Source organism: Salipiger sp. PrR002, from assembly GCF_010500775.1.
Taxonomy (GTDB): domain Bacteria; phylum Pseudomonadota; class Alphaproteobacteria; order Rhodobacterales; family Rhodobacteraceae; genus Salipiger.
Genome location: NZ_JAAGOU010000004.1, coordinates 152328 through 168518, shown reverse-complemented (window position 1 = coordinate 168518; position 16191 = coordinate 152328). Strand labels below are relative to the sequence as shown.

Below are 16191 nucleotides of genomic sequence, written 5' to 3'. Positions count from 1 at the left end.
AAAGACTTCCGGAGGTGACATGGACGGCGTGACGGATCGCAACGAAGCCAAGGACCTGCAATCGCTGACCGCGCAGCTGCTCGACGTGGCGAAACAGGCGGGCGCGGATGCTGCCGACGCCATCGCCATCGACGGCACCTCGCTCAGCATCGACGTGCGCGGCGGCGCGCTGGAACAGGCCGAACGCGCCGAGGGCACCGACATCGGGCTGCGCGTGCTGATCGGCCAGCGCAGCGCGGTGGTATCGGCCTCGGACGTGAAGCCCGAGACGCTGCGCGCCATGGCCGAACGCGCCGTGGCCATGGCCCGCGAAGCCCCCGAAGACCCCTATGCCGGGCTCGCCGATCCCGCGCAGCTGGCGCAGGACTGGGATCTTGCGGCGCTCGAACTGGCCGACCCCGCCGCCGATCCGGCGCCCGACGCGCTGCAGCGCGATGCGCTGGAGGCCGAAGCCGCCGCGCTGGCGGTGAGCGGCATCACGCAGGTGCAGGCCTCTTCGGCCTCTTACGGTGCGCAGCGCGTGCATCTTGCCGCCAGCAATGGCTTCTCCGGCGGCTACGCCCGCACCTCGCGCTCTACCTCCTGCGTCGCTATCGCTGGCAGCGGGCTGGGCATGGAGCGCGACTATGATGGCGACAGCCGCACCTTCCAAAGCGACCTGCGCAGCCCCGCCGAAATCGGCCAAAGCGCCGCCGAGCGCGCGCTGGAGCGGCTCAACCCCCGCAAGCCCAAGACCGGCGCCTATCCGGTGCTGTTCGACGAGCGTATCTCGTCCTCGCTGATCGGGCATCTGGTCTCGGCGGCCAATGGCGCGGCGGTGGCGCGCGGCGGCTCTTGGCTGCGCGACGCGCTTGGCGAGCCGGTGCTGCCCGACGCCCTGTCGCTGATCGAGGATCCGCACCGCGCCCGCGTGTCGGGCTCGCGCCCCTTCGACGCCGAGGGTCTGCCGACGCAGCGCCGCGCGCTGATCAAGGACGGCGTGCTGCAGGGCTGGACGCTTGATCTGGCCAATGCCCGCAAGCTTGGCATGGCCCCCACCGGCAACGCCGCGCGCGGGCCCTCCTCGGGCCCTTCGCCGACGGTCTGGAACCTTGCGCTGACGCAGGGCGAGAAGTCCCGCGCGCAGCTGATCGCCGAGATGGGCCGGGGCCTTCTGGTTACCTCGATGATCGGCGCAACGATCAACCCCAACACCGGCGACTACTCGCGCGGGGCGGCTGGCTGGTGGGTCGAGAACGGCGAACTGGCCTATCCGGTCTCGGGCGTCACCATCGCGGGCAACCTGCGGCAGATGCTGCGCTCGGTCGTGCCGGCCAATGACGCGCGGCCGTGGCTGTCGCGGGTGGTGCCCTCGCTGCTGGTCGAGGGGCTGACGCTTGCCGGCGAGTGACAGCGACCGCATGCTGCTCGAGCGCGCCGCCCGCGAGGCGGGCGCGCTGGCGCAATCTTTCGGCGCCAATGATCTCGACGTGCGGCGCAAGGAGGCGGACGGCAGCCCGGTGACCGCCGCCGATCTGGCGGTGAACGACCTTCTTGGCAGCACCCTGCGCGGCGCTCGCCCCGCCTATGGCTGGCTGTCCGAAGAAAGCGCCGAAGACCCCGCCCGCCACGCCGCCGAGCGGGTGTTCATCATCGACCCGATCGACGGCACCCGCAGCTTTATCGAGGGCGCCGACACATGGGCGCATTCGCTCGCGGTCGCCGAGAACGGGCGCATCACCGCCGCCGCCGTCTACCTGCCGAAGCGCGACCTTCTTTACAGCGCCGCCGCCGGTCAGGGCGTGACGCTCAACGGCGTGCCGATCCGCACCACCGGCACTTCGGTGCTGGAAGAGGCCGAAGTGCTGGCCCCGCGGCCGGTGATCGACGCGCCCTATTGGCGCGTGCCGCTGCCGCCGCTGCGCCGCGCGCACCGGCCCTCGCTGGCCTACCGGCTGGGACTGGTTGCCGAAGGCCGGTTCGACGCCATGCTGACCTTCCGCCCGACGTGGGAGTGGGACATCGCCGCGGGCACGCTGCTGCTGCAAGAGGCTGGTGCCACGGTCACCGACCGGCTGGGCCGTCCGCTGCGGTTCAACGCGCGCCATCCGCAGCATCCGGGCGTTGTCGCCGCCAACCCGGCGCTGCATGGCGACATCATGAACCGGCTGACACTCGCCCCTTAACCGCCCCCTGAGCGACCTGCCTGCGCCACGCGATCATCGTCTCGTGATCACGGAAACCACCTGACCTGCGGTCGAATCTTGACGCTGCGGCCGCAGAAAGTAGGTTGCGCGCGTCAACACGGGAAAGGATCCCCCATGCCTCAACGACTTCACCTCGTCTTCGGCGGCGAGCTCGTCACCCCCGAAAAATCCGTGTTCAAGGACGTGAACGACATCCATATCGTCGGCATGTACCCCGATTACGCCTCTGCCTATGACGCCTGGAAGGCCGAGGCGCAGCGCACCGTGGACAATGCCCACATGCGCTACTTCATCGCCCATATCCACCGTCTACGGGACGAGGAAACCGAAGTGTCGCCGACCGAAGAACTCGGCTGACCCGCATGGGGCGCAGGCCGTTTTCCCTTGCGGCCTATCTGGCCTACGCCCGCGGTCGCGGCGGCGCCTCGGCGCCGGTCAGCGCCTCGCCGCGTCCAGGCGGCGCGCTGCTCTGGCTGCATGCGGGCGGCCCCGGCTCTGGCCGCGCGCTTGCGGCTCTGGCCGCGCGGCTGCTGGTCCAGCGCCCCGATCTGTCGCTCATGGTGACCGGGCAGCCCGATCACCCGCCCGAAGGCGCGCTGCCCGTCCCCCTGCCCGGAGAGACCCCGGCGGAGGTCGAAGCCTTCTGCGCCCATTGGCATCCGCAGGTGTGTTTCTGGATCGGTCAGGACCTGCGCCCGGCGCTGCTGCAGAAGATGCAGGACACTGGCACCAAGCTGGTGCTGCTCGACGCCCGTGACGCGCCATGGACCAGCCCTGCGCCCAGCTGGGTGCCGGACCCGGCAGGCGCGACGCTGCAGCTGTTCGACCGCATTTGCCCGGTGGATGACCCCGCCCGCCGCCGCCTGCGCCGCGCCGGTGTCGAAGAGCGCGCCATGCCCGCCACCGGCCCGATCACCGACAGCGCACCGCCGCTCGATTGCAACGCGGCACTCTATGAAGAGATGGCCGGGGTTCTGACCGGGCGCCCGGTCTGGCTCGCCGCGCGGCTGCGCAGCGCGCGCGAGGCCGAGGAGGTGCTGCTGGCGCATAAACGCGCGGTGCGCCTCGCGCACCGGCTGCTGCTCATCCTCGTGCCCGCCACCTATGATCTCGCCCCCGAGATTGCCGAGGCGGCGCGGACCTCCGGGCTGCGGCTCTGCGCATGGGAAGCGGGTGAAATGCCCGATGAGAACACGCAGGTTCTGGTCACCGAGGATGCCTCGGAACTGGGCCTGTGGTACCGGCTGGCGCCGGTGGCTTTCCTTGGCGGCTCGCTGGTCAATGGCCACGGCGGCGAGGATCCGATGGAGGCCGCGGCGCATGGCACCGCGCTGCTTTACGGACCCAACGTCGGGCGCCATCTGCCCGCCTATTCGCGGCTTGCCGAGGCAGGCGCCGCGCGCATCGTGCGCGATTTCGACTCGCTCGGCGCGGCGCTCACGCAGCTTGTGGCCCCCGACCGCGCCGCCGCCATGGCCCATGCGGGCTGGGATGTGATCACCGAGGGCGCCGAGCTGACCGACGAGATTATCGCACTGGCCTGCGGCTGGTTCGACGAAGCGGAGCACGCCTGATGCGCGCGCCCGGCTTCTGGCAAACCGCCCCCGAGGCCCCTGCATGGCAGGCGCGGCTGCTCGCGCCGCTGGGCGCGCTCACCGCAGCTGCCACCGCGCGGCGCGTGGCCAAGGGACCCGGTGCGCGCGTCGGTGTCCCGGTGATCTGCGTCGGCAATATCAACGCCGGCGGCACCGGCAAGACCCCGACGGTCATCGCCCTGCTCGAGCGGCTACGCGAGGCGGGCGCGCATGTGGTCTCGCGCGGGCATGGCGGCAGCCTCTCGGGGCCGGTCGAGGTGGATCCGCGCCAGCACAGCGCCGCCCAGGTCGGTGACGAGCCGCTGCTGCTGGCCGCCTTCGGACGGGTCTGGGTGTCGCGCGACCGCGCCGAGGGCGCGCGCGCCGCCGTGGCGGCGGGCGCCAAGGCGATCATCCTCGACGATGGCTTCCAGAACCCCGGCCTTGCCAAGGACCTCTCGATCATCGTGGTCGACGCGCGCTACGGTTTCGGCAATGGCCGCTGCCTGCCCGCCGGTCCGCTGCGCGAGCCGGTGGCGGTGGGTCTGCAGCGCGCCGATCTGCTGCTCTCGATCGGCGGCGACGACGCGCAGCGGGACTTCGATGCGCAATGGGGCGATCAGAACGCCCTGCCCCGCCTGCGCGGCGCGCTGGAGCCGCTGCAGACCGGCATGGACTGGCAGGATCTGCGCGCACTGGCTTTCGCCGGCATCGGCCATCCCGAGAAGTTCTTCGCCACGCTCCGCAGCCTCGGTGCCGAGATCGTTCGGGGTGAGGCTCTGGAGGATCACCAGCCCTTCACCGCCGCGCTGCTCACAAGGCTGGAGCGCGAGGCGCAGATGCTGGGCGCGCAGCTTGTCACCACCGAGAAGGACGCCGCGCGCCTGCCCACCGCCTTCCGCCCCAAGGTGCTGAGCCTGCCGGTCCGCCTGCGCTTCAAAGACCCCGCGCCGCTGGACGTTGCGCTGGAGAAGCTCGGGCTCTGAGCCCCTTCATTGTTCCACAAATACGCCCGCCGGAGGCGCCGTGCTGAAACGGCAAGCGCGGCGCCCGTAGAGAGCGCCGCGCCATGCGTATTTTCAGAACAATGAAAAGGTTACTCGGCGGCCCAGCCGCTGACCGATTTCACCTCGAGGAAGTCGAGAATGCCGAAGGTTCCGCCCTCACGGCCATTGCCCGACTGTTTCATGCCGCCGAAGGGTGCGCCCGCGGCGCGGCCGGTGCCGTTGTTCTGCACCATGCCCGAGCGCAACTGCCGGGTCAGCCGGTTCACCCGCGCCGGATCCTGGCTCTGCACGTAGTTGGTAAGCCCATAGGGCGTGTCATTGGCGACGCGCACCGCCTCTTCCTCGGTCTCGAACTTCATCACCGAGAGCACCGGGCCGAAAATCTCTTCGCGCGCGATGGTCATCTCGGGGGTCACATCGGCAAAGACCGTGGGGCGAACATAGAAGCCCTTGTTCAGCCCTTCGGGACGACCAAGGCCGCCCGCCACGAGGCGCGCGCCTTCGTCGATGCCCTTCTGGATGAGGTCCTGGATCTTGCCCCACTGGACCTCGTTGACCACCGGGCCGATGTGATCGCCTTCCTGCTGCGGATCGGCCACCTTCACCGCCTCGGCGGCCTTTGTCGCCTGCTCGACCGCCGTGTCGTAGAAGGGCGCTTCGACCATCATGCGCGAGGGCGCGTTGCAGCTCTGGCCGGAGTTTTCCATCATGTGCAGCACGCCGCGCTTCACCGCCTCTGGATCGGCATCGGCGAAGACGAGGTTGGCACCCTTGCCGCCGAGTTCGAGATGGACGCGCTTGAGCGTGTCGGCGGCTGCCTTCGAGATCGCCCGGCCCGCGCGGGTCGAGCCGGTGAAGCTGACCATATCCACGTCCACATGCGACGACAGCTGCGTGCCGACGCCCGCGCCATCACCGTTGACGAGGTTGAACACGCCCTTCGGGAACCCGGCCTCATCCATCATCTCGGCAAAGAGGATGGCGTCGAGCGGGCTTTCCTCGGAGGGCTTCAGCACCATGGTGCAGCCCGCCACGGCGGCGGCGCCAACCTTCAGCGTCACCTGGTTCATCGGCCAGTTCCACGGGGTGATCAGCGCCGCGACGCCCACCGCTTCATGGATGATCCGGTGCTCGGGAATGTCCTCGCGGAGCGCGTGCTCGAAGGAGAACTCCTTGGCGGCGCGGATGAAATTGGTGAGGTGGAAGGTGCCCGCCCCGACCTGATCCGAGCGCGACAGCGAGATCGGCGCGCCCATCTCGAGGGTCATCGCCTGCGCCATCTCTTCGGCGCGCGCCTTATAGACCTCGAGCAGCTTTTCGACATAGCCGATACGCTCTGCCACCGGGGTGGCCATCCAGCCCGGCAGCGCGGCCTTGGCGGCAGCAACGGCGGCGTCGGTGTCGGCCTGATCGCCCAGCGAGATGACCGCGCAGGGCTCTTCGGTGGCCGGGTTGATCACCGCGTGGTCGCGCGGCGTGACCGGGTCCACCCATTGACCGTCGATGTAGAACTGGCGCTTCTCGATCATGATGCTCTCCGCAAGTCTGGAAGTGAGTCAGGATTTGATCAAATTATCCCTGGCGGCACAGTGTCACTGCGTCGCGGGCTCCGCAAGCGGCCTCTTTACATCAGGTCTGCAGGACGTATCTATTTCGCGAGACCAAACGCCGATCACTCGGACAGGAAAGGACTATTCCAATGGCTCTTCGCATCAACGACACCATCCCGAACCTTCACGTGGTCACCGATCAGGGCGAATACGACCTGCACGACTGGATCGGCGACAGCTGGGCAATCCTGTTTTCGCACCCGAAGGACTTCACACCTGTCTGCACCACCGAGTTCGGCGCGGTCGCACAGCTGGCCGACGAATGGGCCAAGCGCGGCACCAAGGTGATGGGCATCTCGGTCGACGGCGTCGAAGAGCACAAGAAGTGGAAAGGTGACATCGAAGCGGTGGCCGGTTCCGAAGCGGGCTTCCCGATCATCGCCGATGACGGGCTGGAAGTGGCCAAGGCGCTCGACATGCTGCCCGCCGATGCCTATCTGCCCGACGGCCGCACCCCGGCGGACAGCGCCACCGTGCGCTCGGTCTTCATCATTGCGCCGAACAAGAAGGTGCAGCTGATGATGACCTACCCGATGTCGGTGGGCCGCAACTTTGCCGAGGTGCTGCGCGCGCTCGACGGTCTGCAGCGCACCTACGAGCAGCCGCTGGCGACCCCGGCGAACTGGGAGACCGGTCAGGACGTGATCGTCGCCCTGTCGCTCGACAACGAGGCGGCGGCAGCGAAATACGGCGAGCTCGACATCAAGCTGCCCTACCTGCGCTTCGCCAAGAACCCGGACTGACGCGCAGATCTTAGGTACTGATTAGGGAAACCACCCGGCGGGGACGCCGGGTGGTTTTCTTTTGTCCGTCCGCCCATCATGGGCGCGTGGCAAAGCGCGCACTCGCGGCAAATGCGAGGAGCGGCGCCGCCAGACGCCCTTGGGTGGTGTGTCTGCGCCGCTGTCCTGCTAAACTCGAAACAAGTCTTTTTTGTAACTTACCAATCCATTGAAATCACGACTTGAATCGAGGCCTACATGCCGCGCGACATATTGCGACTTCTTTCCATTCTCCTGCTTTCTCTGAGCGCCTGCATCGCCATCCCCGCCATCGCGCAGGAAACCGCCGATGCCCCGCCCGAGGCCGCCGCCGAAGAGCCGCCCTCCCCCGCCGAGCAAATGATCGAAGGTGCCGAGGAACGGGGCCGTCAGGCCGCGATCAGCCGGCCCGAGGTGCTCTCGGCGGCGGGCGCCGCCGATGCGCCGCTGGAGCCCGAGAGCGATGCTGCGCTGCTCACCGCGCTGGCCAATCCGTCGATCCCGTCTGACGAACTGGCGCTGCGCACGCTGCCGCTGACCGCCGCCGAGCTTTCGCAGCTGGCGCAGGCTTGGGAGGGGATCGCCAAGGGCATGACCAAGGCGGTGGTGCAAGAGCAGATGGCGATCAATGCCCGCGAGGCCAATGGCGACGAGGTGCCGCGCGAGCGGCTCACCCAGCTTACCGAGGTCCGCAATGACGCCTTTGAGAACCTCAGCACCGTGGTCGCCGCGCTGGAAGCCAAGGGCGGCGACGAGGCCGAGGTTGCGGGCTACCGCGCCTACCGGGCGGCCATCCATGTCGACGAAACCCAGCGCGCCGATTGGCGCACGCTGTTGTCGCAGGCGGCAAACTGGGCGACCGATGAAGATGGCGGCGTGCAACTGGCGCTGCGGGTGGCGGTCATCGTCGGCTCTCTGCTGGGTCTGCTGATCCTCGCCCGCGCGGTGCGCGGCGTGGCGCGCCGGGCGCTCTCGCGGGTGCCTGACCTGTCGAAACTGCTGCAGGCCTTCATCGTCATGGTGATCTACTGGCTGACCATCGCTTTCGGGTTGATGATCGTGCTCAGCGCCTTGGGGATCGACGTCACACCGCTCTTCGCTCTGGTCGGCGGCGCGTCCTTCATCATCGCATTCGCCATGCAGGACACGCTGGGCAACCTCGCGGCCGGACTTATGATCATGATCAACCGGCCCTTCGACGAGGGCGATTACGTCACCGTGGCGGGCACCGGCGGCACGGTGCAATCGGTGTCCATCGTCTCGACCACCGTGCTGACGCCCGACAATCAGGTGATCGTCATCCCCAACTCCAAGGTCTGGGGCGACGTGATCACCAATGTCACCGCCAGCGCCACGCGCCGCGTCGATCTGACCTTCGGCATCGGCTACGGCGACTCGATCGAAAAGGCGCAGGAGGTGCTCGAAAAGGTGGTGGCCGAGCATCCGCTGATCCTCGACGACCCGGCTCCGGTGGTGCGGGTCAACGCGCTGGGGGCCAGCTCGGTGGATTTCATCTGCCGGCCATGGGTGAATGTCGAGGATTACTGGACGGTGTATTGGGACCTCACCCGGCAAGTGAAGGAAGCCTTCGATCGCGAGGGGATCTCGATCCCCTTCCCGCAGACCGACATGCATGTGCATATGGCCAAGCCCGGCGCGCTGCCCTTCACCGAAGAGCCCGGGAAAGCCGCGCCCCCCGAGGAGGGCACGCCATATCACGCGCGCGAAGATCGGGTGACCTCGTTCCGGCGCGGCGACGAGGGCTATGACGAGGACAGCGACAACACCTGAAGCGCTAGCCGCGCCGCCTCAGATGTTGAAATCATAGACCCCGCTGCGGCGGCGCGGGATCGACTGACGCTCGATCATCCGGCGGGTGTGCGGACGCTCCGGCCCGCGGTGCAGCGCCATCAGCCGCTCGAAAGTGCCGCCGTCGGCCTTGGTCCGGCGGGTGTTGTGGCGGATGTATTCGACCCATGTGGGCACGTGGTAGGTCTCTTCCCACATTCGCGGGTTCTCGAGATCGCGCATCAGCACCCAGTTCTGCGCCCCGTCCCGGATGCGCACGCGGCGGCGCTCGGCCATGATCGCAAGGAACTCCGGCACATCGTCCGGGTCGATCTCGAACTCGGTCGAGGCAACGATCGGACCGCTGCGCATCTTCAGGTCGAGATGCAGCACCGGCTCTTTGAAGCGGTCGAGCGGCGACAGATCGAGATCGCTGTATTCCGGCAGCGGCATCTTGAAGCCAATCACGGCGGCGATCGCCAGCAGCACCGCCGCGCCTCCGAGCGCCGTGCTGAGCCCCCAGCCGTCCGACACCGACCCCCAGACCCAGCTGCCTGCCGCCATGCCGCCGAAGCTGGCCGACTGGTAGAGCGCGATGGCCCGCCCGACGACCCAGCGCGGCGTCGACAGCTGCACCGTCACGTTGAACAGCGAAAGCGCCACGGTCCACGCCATGCCGTTGAGCAGCAGCGCGGGCAGGCACAGCAGCAGCGTCGGCGCCACCGCAAGGATCGACGTGCCGGTCACCGCCGCCAGCGCCGCGACCCGCACAAGATGCTCGTTGTCGAACCGGTCGCGCAGCCGCGCGTTGTTGAGCGCGCCGATCACCGCACCGACGCCGAAACAGCCCAGCATGATCCCGAAGGTCGAGGCGTCGCCGCCCAGCCTTTCATGGGCGATCAGCGGCAGCAGCGACAGCACCGCAACCGACCCCAAGCCAAAGAGGAAGGCGCGCGCCATGACGTTCATCAGGTTCGGCGACATGGCGACATAGCGCAGCCCCGAGCCCACCGCGAGCCGCATCGGCTCGGGCGGCAGCGAACTGTCCGGCGGCGGCGACTTCCAGCGCCAGAGCACGGCGATCATCGGCAGATAGCTCACCGCGTTCAGCGCGAAGGCCGCCGCGGCCCCCGCCACGGCGACGATGATACCGCCGATCGCCGGACCGACCGAGCGCATGGCGTTGAAGGCCATGGAGTTCAGCGCCACCGCCGAGGGCAGATCGCTGCGCGGCACGATGTCCCCCAGCGAGGCCTGCCACGACGGGTTGAAGAAGGTCGATCCGGTGCCGATCAGGAACGTCAGCACCAGCAGCAGCCAGGGCGTCAGAAGCTCGAACCACGCCAGCGTGCAGAGCAGCGCCGCCGAGGCCATCATGAAAAGCTGCGCGCCGATCATCACCCGGCGGCGATCGAAATTATCCGCCAGCGTCCCGGCGAAGATCGCGAACAACATCGCCGGCACCGACACACCCGCCTGCACCAGCGCCACCATCGCGTCGCTGTCCGAGATTTGCGTCATCATCCAGCCCGCGCCCACCGACTGCACCAGCGTGCCGAGGTTCGAGGCCATGGACGCCGTCCAGCGGGCGCGGAACGCCGGGATGCGCAGGACGGTGAGGGGCGAGGCGGATTTGGTGGGCATGGCTCTCGGGGGGCTCTTGGGGGCTGGTCGCCGGCCCTTGGGAGCGACAGAAGCGAGGGGCCTGCCGCCAAGGTAGAGCGGTTTTTTCCCGCGTCGCCAAGGGGGCTGCAGGAAAATAGATGCGCGGCGCATGTATTTGCCGAGGCGACCACGCAACGTAACGCCAGCCGGGCCGCCTGCACGCCGTGCAAAAGAAAAGAGCGGGCCTTCCGGCCCGCCCCTCAATCTCTCACTGAACCGAAGCTCAGAGCGTCGGGTACATCGGGAAGCCCTTGAGGAACTCCTGCACCTCGGCCTTCACCTTGGCTTCGACCTCAGCATTGCCCTCTTCGCCGTTGGCCGCCAGACCGTCGACCACTTCGATGATCCAGTCGGCGATCTTGCGGAACTCCGCCTCGCCGAAGCCGCGGGTGGTCCCGGCGGGCGAGCCGAGACGGATGCCCGAGGTCACGGTCGGCTTTTCCGGGTCGAACGGCACGCCGTTCTTGTTGCAGGTGATATGCGCGCGGCCCAGAGCCTTCTCGGTCGCGTTGCCCTTCACACCCTTGGGGCGCAGGTCAACCAGCACCACATGGGTGTCGGTGCCATGGGTCACCGTGTCGAGCCCGCCCTTGATCAGCTGATCCGACAGCGCCTGTGCGTTGGCGATCACCTGCTTGGCGTAATCCTTGAACTCGGGGCGCAGCGCTTCGCCGAAGGCCACGGCCTTGCCGGCGATGACATGCATCAGCGGGCCGCCCTGAATGCCGGGGAAGATCGCCGAGTTGACCTTCTTGGCGATGGTCTCATCGTTGGTCAGGATCATGCCGCCGCGCGGGCCGCGCAGGGTCTTGTGCGTGGTGGTGGTGGCCACATGCGCATGCGGGAAGGGCGACGGGTGCTGACCACCGGCCACGAGGCCCGCGAAGTGGGCCATGTCGACCATCAGATAGGCGCCAACGCTGTCGGCGATCTCGCGCATCTTGGCAAAGTCGATCTGGCGCGGAATGGCCGAGCCGCCCGCGACGATCAGCTTGGGCTTATGCTCGTTGGCCAGCTCCTGCACCTGATCGTAGTCCAGCAGGTTGTCCTGCTTGCGCACGCCGTATTGGATGGCGTTGAACCATTTGCCCGACTGGTTGGGCTTTGCGCCATGGGTCAGGTGACCGCCCGCGTCGAGGCTCATGCCGAGGATCGTGTCGCCGGGCTGGATCAACGCCTGATACACACCCTGGTTGGCCTGGCTGCCGGAGTTCGGCTGCACATTGGCGAACTCGCAGCCGAAAAGCTGCTTGGCGCGGTCGATGGCGAGGTTCTCAGCCACGTCCACCCAATCGCAGCCGCCGTAGTAGCGCTTGCCCGGGTAGCCTTCGGCATATTTGTTGGTGAGCACCGAGCCCTGTGCCTGCATGACGGCATGGGAGACGATGTTCTCGGACGCGATCAGTTCGATCTCGTCCCGCTGGCGGCCAAGCTCGCCGGTGATGGCTGCGAAAAGTTCGGGATCACGCGACGAGAGCTCTTCGGTGAAGAAGCCGGTGTCATTGGGCGCTGCGGTCATGGGCAAGCCTCCGGAGTGTCAAGGATTCGAGTTCCGCGGCCTGAGTAAAGGAAACCGCGCGTAACGCAAAGATGTCAAAGCGACAGCTTGCGTTTCTCTTGCGCCCTCTCTGGCGGCTGGGGAAAACTTGTGATTGTTTCGGAACGTCCCGTCAGGGACAGGAAACCGCAGGACACCCAAGGCCTTTGTCCCCATGTCGCTGAGAATTGCCTTCTGCGCCTCGCGCGCGCCCATCGCGCAGGCTGCCCATGCCGCGCTGAGCAACCGCTACGGCGACCACACCGAGCAGGGCGCGGATGTGATCGTGGCGCTGGGGGGCGACGGCTTCATGCTGCAGACCCTGCACCGCACGCAGGAACTCAACGTGCCGGTCTATGGCATGAACCGCGGCACCGTGGGCTTTTTGATGAACGCCTATTCCGAGCACGGGCTGGAGGAGCGGCTGCGCGAGGCCGAAGAGGCGGTGATCAACCCGCTTTCGATGCGCGCCACCACGGTCGATGGCCGGATCCATGAGGCGCTTGCGATCAACGAGGTCTCGCTGCTGCGCACCGGTCCGCAGGCCGCGCGACTGGCGATCCATGTGGATGGCAAGCTGCGCCTGCCCGAACTGGTGTGCGACGGCGCGCTGCTGGCCACCCCCGCTGGCTCGACCGCCTACAACTATTCGGCGCATGGGCCGATCCTGCCCATCGGCTCGGAGGTTCTGGCGCTGACCGCCGTTGCGGCCTTTCGGCCGCGACGCTGGCGCGGGGCGCTGCTTCCGAAGGCGGCGGAGGTGTGCTTTGAGGTGCTCGAGCATGAGAAGCGCCCGGTCATGGCCGAAGCGGACAGCCAGTCGGTGCGCGATGTGGTTCGGGTCGATATTCGCTCCGAGCCGACCGTCGCGCATCGCGTGATGTTCGATCCGGGCCATGGGCTGGAAGAGCGGCTGATCCGAGAGCAGTTCGTCTGATCTGGCGGTCGGTGTCCCATCACCCTTCGGACCGCTGCGCCTCTCTCATGCCAAGGCGTCCAGCTCTGGCTGACTATGCAGAAGCGCCAATTCGTCCGCTCCCCAGCTCGCCACGCCGATCGCGGCGCTCTGGCTGACCCCTTCGAAGCGGATGGAGCCGCTGCCGATCTGCAACAACAGGCTGTCGCCGTCGCGGCTGAAGGACCAGTCTTGCGCATCCTCACCCAGTTGCACGACCACCTCGCTGCCCGGCGCCAGAGTGACCGTGTCATGACCGTCACCCGCCCCATAGCGCAGCGCAATCGTCCCGCCGCCGAGCACGAGGGTATCATCCCCCGCGCCTGCCTCCAGCGCGATCGCCTCTGCGACGGTGACCGAAAGCACATCGTCCCCTGCCCCGCTGTGCACATCGGCGACAGCGCTGCGCGCGGCGAGTAGCCGCGCCTCAATCGTATCGCCATGGCTCCAAGGCTCGCAAGGATCGGCGCTCAGCCGCGAGACCTGCGCGGCACCGACCACCGCATCGATGCTCACCGCGTCGCGGCCCGCCCCGGTATAGATGCCGCCGAGCAGCCCCGCCTTCAGGGTCACAACATCTTCGCCAGTGCCGGTATAGAGCGAGGCGATGCTTAGCGCCGCGATGCTGACCGCATCATTGCCGCCCCCGGTGTAGACCTGCCTCACCTGTTCCGCCCGCACCGCCAAGGCATCATTGCCGCCCTGAGAGCTCGGCGCGCCGCCGTCGGTGTGGATGTTCTGGACCCGCTGCGCATCAAGCGTCAGCGCGTCATGACCGGCGCCGGTATAGAGCGCCGCGACTTGGCCAGCCCTGATCGAGAGTGCATCGCCTGATGACGACCCAGCGGCGGCGAGCTGACTGCCGCTGCTCGCCGTTGCGCCAGACGCAACACCGGAATAAATGGCCACGCCGCTGCCCTTTCTGCCGCCTTGCAGGTGCAGCAGGGCGTGCGCCATCCGGCGCATGTGGCCGCGGATGCGTCCCAAGCCGCGCTCTCGGGCATCGGCCAATCCGCGCTCGCGCGTATCGGAAGCGCTGTTCCTCGATTGCGGCGCATCGCTTTCAGCGCCGGCCTCGCTCCGCACTTCGGCACCCAGGAGCAGGCTCGCCCGGTCCCCTTCGACGTCACCGCCCACGCCAGCAGCAGCTATAGATAGGACACCAACCTCTGCCTCCGCCCCATCTGGCCCGGCGCGGGCGCTGAGGCTGGCCAACTGCAACTGCGCGAGCCAAACTGTGCTCGCCCCATAGTGCGCACCGGACGTTTGCAGGCTCATCTCGCGGGCTCCTTTTCCGGCAAGCCTGCGCCAAAGCTCTGAACGTCCGGTAAATTTCCATGCCCCGGCTGTTTCGCATTGGAGGCACCTCTGCGAGGGCCCATAACGGGCCCCAAGCTAAGACGCCGGAAAGGACCATCATGCTGCACGGCCTTCATCACGTGGCGCTGATCTGCGGCGATTACGCCCGCAGCCGCGCCTTCTATGTGGACCTGCTGGGCCTCACGGTGATCGCCGAGACCCACCGCGCCGAGCGCGACAGCTGGAAGCTCGACCTCGCGGTGCCCGGCGGCGGACAGCTGGAGCTGTTCAGCTTTCCCGACCCGCCCGAGCGGGTCTCGCGCCCCGAGGCGAAAGGGCTGCGCCACCTCGCCTTCACCGTAACCGACATGGACGCTGCCGTAGACCGGCTCGAGGCGGCGGGCGTCGCTGTCGAGCCGGTGCGCGTCGATGCGTTGACCGGCAAGCGGTTTACCTTCTTCGCCGATCCCGATGGGCTGCCGCTGGAGCTTTACGAGGGCTGAGGCGCCGACACCCAGTAGCCCCGACAAAAGCAAAAGGCGGGGCCAAGACCCCGCCTTTCGTTTTCTCCGAACTTCCGGCTTAGCCGCCGAAGTCGTCGAGCATGATGTCCTCTCGGTCCACGCCCAGATCCAGCAGCATGTTGATCACCGACTGGTTCATGATGGGCGGGCCGCACATGTAGAACTCGCAGTCCTCGGGGGCCGGGTGGTTCTTCAGATACTCCTCGTAGAGCACGTTGTGGATGAAGCCGGTGTAGCCCTTCCACTCGTCTTCGGGCAGCGCGTCCGACAGGGCGACGTGCCATTCGAAGTTGTCGAACTCTTTGGCCAGTTCGTCGAAATCCTCGACGAAGAACATCTCGCGCTTCGAGCGGGCACCGTACCAGAAGGAGATCTTCCGGTCGCGGTTCTCGAGCCGCTTGAGCTGGTCGAAGATGTGCGAGCGCATGGGAGCCATGCCCGCGCCGCCGCCGATGAAGACCATTTCCTTCTTGGTGTCGCGGGCGAAAAACTCGCCGAACGGACCCGAGATGGTGACCTTGTCGCCGGGCTTGAGGTTGAAGATGTAGGACGACATCTGCCCGGCGGGGATGCCGGTGGAGCCCGGCGGCGGCGACGCCACGCGGACGTTGAGCATGATGATGCCCTTTTCCTCGGGGTAGTTCGCCATGGAGTAGGCGCGTTCGATCGGTTCGGTCACCGTCGACTCGTACTGCCACAGATTGAACTTGTCCCAGTCGCTCCGGTACTCCTCGGCGACGTCGAAGTCCTTATAAGACAGCTTGTGCGCGGGCGCTTCGATCTGGATGTAGCCACCAGCGCGGAAGTTGACGTTCTCGCCTTCCGGAAGCTTGAGGACCAGTGCCTTGATGAAGGTGGCGACGTTCTCGTTGGAGATGACCTCGCATTCCCACTTCTTCACGCCGAAGACCTCTTCGGGAACTTCGATGTCCATGTCCTGCTTGACCGCGACCTGACAGGACAGGCGGTCACCGCAGGCGGCCTCACGCTTGGTGATGTGGCTCTCTTCGGTGGGCAGGATCGACCCGCCGCCCGAATGCACGCGCACCCGGCACTGGGCGCAGGTGCCGCCGCCGCCGCAGGCGGAGGGCACAAAGAGCTTTTGACCAGCGAGGGTCTGCAGCAGCTTGCCGCCGGCGGGGACCGAGATGGTCTTTTCGCCGTTGATGGTGATGTTGACGTTCCCCGTCGACACCAGACGCGAGCGGGCGGCCAGAATGATGGTCACCAGCGCAATCACGATCAGGGTGAAGAGGATGACGCCGAGACTGAAAGTTTCCATTGT

At 67.3% G+C, this 16191-nt stretch carries 14 protein-coding genes; 9 read left to right on the top strand and 5 right to left on the bottom strand.

Features of this window, described 5'->3' with window-relative positions; translation table 11 throughout:
* The first annotated feature begins 19 nt into the window (after positions 1-19).
* The 5 genes from G0A00_RS06155 to lpxK all read left to right on the top strand — a co-directional run bounded on the left by G0A00_RS06155 (position 20) and on the right by lpxK (position 4746).
* Entirely contained in the window at positions 20-1390 is a 1371-nt protein-coding gene (locus G0A00_RS06155; RefSeq protein WP_164179391.1) for a TldD/PmbA family protein, read from the top strand.
* Complete coding sequence (locus G0A00_RS06150) at positions 1377-2165, top strand: 3'(2'),5'-bisphosphate nucleotidase CysQ (RefSeq protein WP_235952913.1); 789 nt, start codon at positions 1377-1379, stop codon at positions 2163-2165. The genes G0A00_RS06155 and G0A00_RS06150 overlap by 14 nt, the downstream gene beginning before the upstream one ends.
* Before the next feature lie 135 nt (positions 2166-2300).
* Positions 2301-2543 (top strand): DUF4170 domain-containing protein, encoded by a 243-nt coding sequence (locus tag G0A00_RS06145; RefSeq protein WP_066108458.1) that lies wholly within the window; start codon positions 2301-2303, stop codon positions 2541-2543.
* Positions 2544-2548: 5 nt separating this feature from the next.
* Entirely contained in the window at positions 2549-3760 is a 1212-nt protein-coding gene (locus tag G0A00_RS06140; RefSeq protein WP_164179389.1) for a 3-deoxy-D-manno-octulosonic acid transferase, read from the top strand.
* Positions 3760-4746, top strand: a complete 987-nt coding sequence (gene lpxK / locus G0A00_RS06135; RefSeq protein WP_164179387.1) for a tetraacyldisaccharide 4'-kinase — start codon at positions 3760-3762, stop codon at positions 4744-4746. Before G0A00_RS06140 ends, lpxK begins: the two co-directional genes overlap by 1 nt.
* A gap of 110 nt (positions 4747-4856) precedes the next feature.
* Here the strand turns inward: lpxK and G0A00_RS06130 are convergent, their stop codons facing one another.
* Positions 4857-6296 carry an aldehyde dehydrogenase family protein gene (locus tag G0A00_RS06130; RefSeq protein WP_164179385.1) on the bottom strand — a complete coding sequence of 480 codons (1440 nt, stop codon included), beginning with the start codon at positions 6294-6296 and terminating at the stop codon, positions 4857-4859.
* Between the two features lie 170 nt (positions 6297-6466).
* Here G0A00_RS06130 and G0A00_RS06125 point away from each other — a divergent pair, with 170 nt between their 5' ends.
* Both G0A00_RS06125 and G0A00_RS06120 read left to right on the top strand, forming a co-directional pair.
* Complete coding sequence (locus tag G0A00_RS06125; protein WP_164179383.1) at positions 6467-7120, top strand: peroxiredoxin; 654 nt, start codon at positions 6467-6469, stop codon at positions 7118-7120.
* A gap of 237 nt (positions 7121-7357) precedes the next feature.
* On the top strand, positions 7358-8929 hold the full coding sequence (locus tag G0A00_RS06120) for a mechanosensitive ion channel family protein (RefSeq protein WP_235952912.1): 1572 nt from the start codon (positions 7358-7360) through the stop codon (positions 8927-8929).
* Between the two features lie 18 nt (positions 8930-8947).
* On the opposite strand, the gene G0A00_RS06115 is transcribed toward G0A00_RS06120, so the two are convergent.
* Both G0A00_RS06115 and glyA read right to left on the bottom strand, forming a co-directional pair.
* Entirely contained in the window at positions 8948-10570 is a 1623-nt protein-coding gene (locus tag G0A00_RS06115; RefSeq protein WP_164179381.1) for an MFS transporter, read from the bottom strand.
* Positions 10571-10814: 244 nt separating this feature from the next.
* On the bottom strand, positions 10815-12110 hold the full coding sequence (gene glyA / locus G0A00_RS06110) for a serine hydroxymethyltransferase (RefSeq protein ID WP_066108441.1): 1296 nt from the start codon (positions 12108-12110) through the stop codon (positions 10815-10817).
* Positions 12111-12303: 193 nt separating this feature from the next.
* On the opposite strand from glyA, the gene G0A00_RS06105 reads away from it, so the two are divergent.
* On the top strand, positions 12304-13065 hold the full coding sequence (locus G0A00_RS06105) for an NAD kinase (protein WP_164179379.1): 762 nt from the start codon (positions 12304-12306) through the stop codon (positions 13063-13065).
* A 45-nt stretch (positions 13066-13110) separates the two neighbouring features.
* Here the strand turns inward: G0A00_RS06105 and G0A00_RS06100 are convergent, their stop codons facing one another.
* Positions 13111-14361 (bottom strand): hypothetical protein, encoded by a 1251-nt coding sequence (locus tag G0A00_RS06100; protein WP_164179377.1) that lies wholly within the window; start codon positions 14359-14361, stop codon positions 13111-13113.
* 140 nt (positions 14362-14501) lie between these two features.
* Between G0A00_RS06100 and G0A00_RS06095 the strand changes: the two genes are divergently transcribed.
* The gene (locus G0A00_RS06095; protein ID WP_164179375.1) at positions 14502-14885 is read left to right on the top strand and encodes a VOC family protein; all 384 of its coding nucleotides are present in this window, start codon (positions 14502-14504) and stop codon (positions 14883-14885) included.
* 79 nt (positions 14886-14964) lie between these two features.
* Here G0A00_RS06095 and nqrF read toward each other — a convergent pair whose 3' ends face one another.
* On the bottom strand, positions 14965-16188 hold the full coding sequence (nqrF, locus tag G0A00_RS06090; protein ID WP_164179373.1) for an NADH:ubiquinone reductase (Na(+)-transporting) subunit F: 1224 nt from the start codon (positions 16186-16188) through the stop codon (positions 14965-14967).
* Positions 16189-16191: the final 3 nt, after the last annotated feature.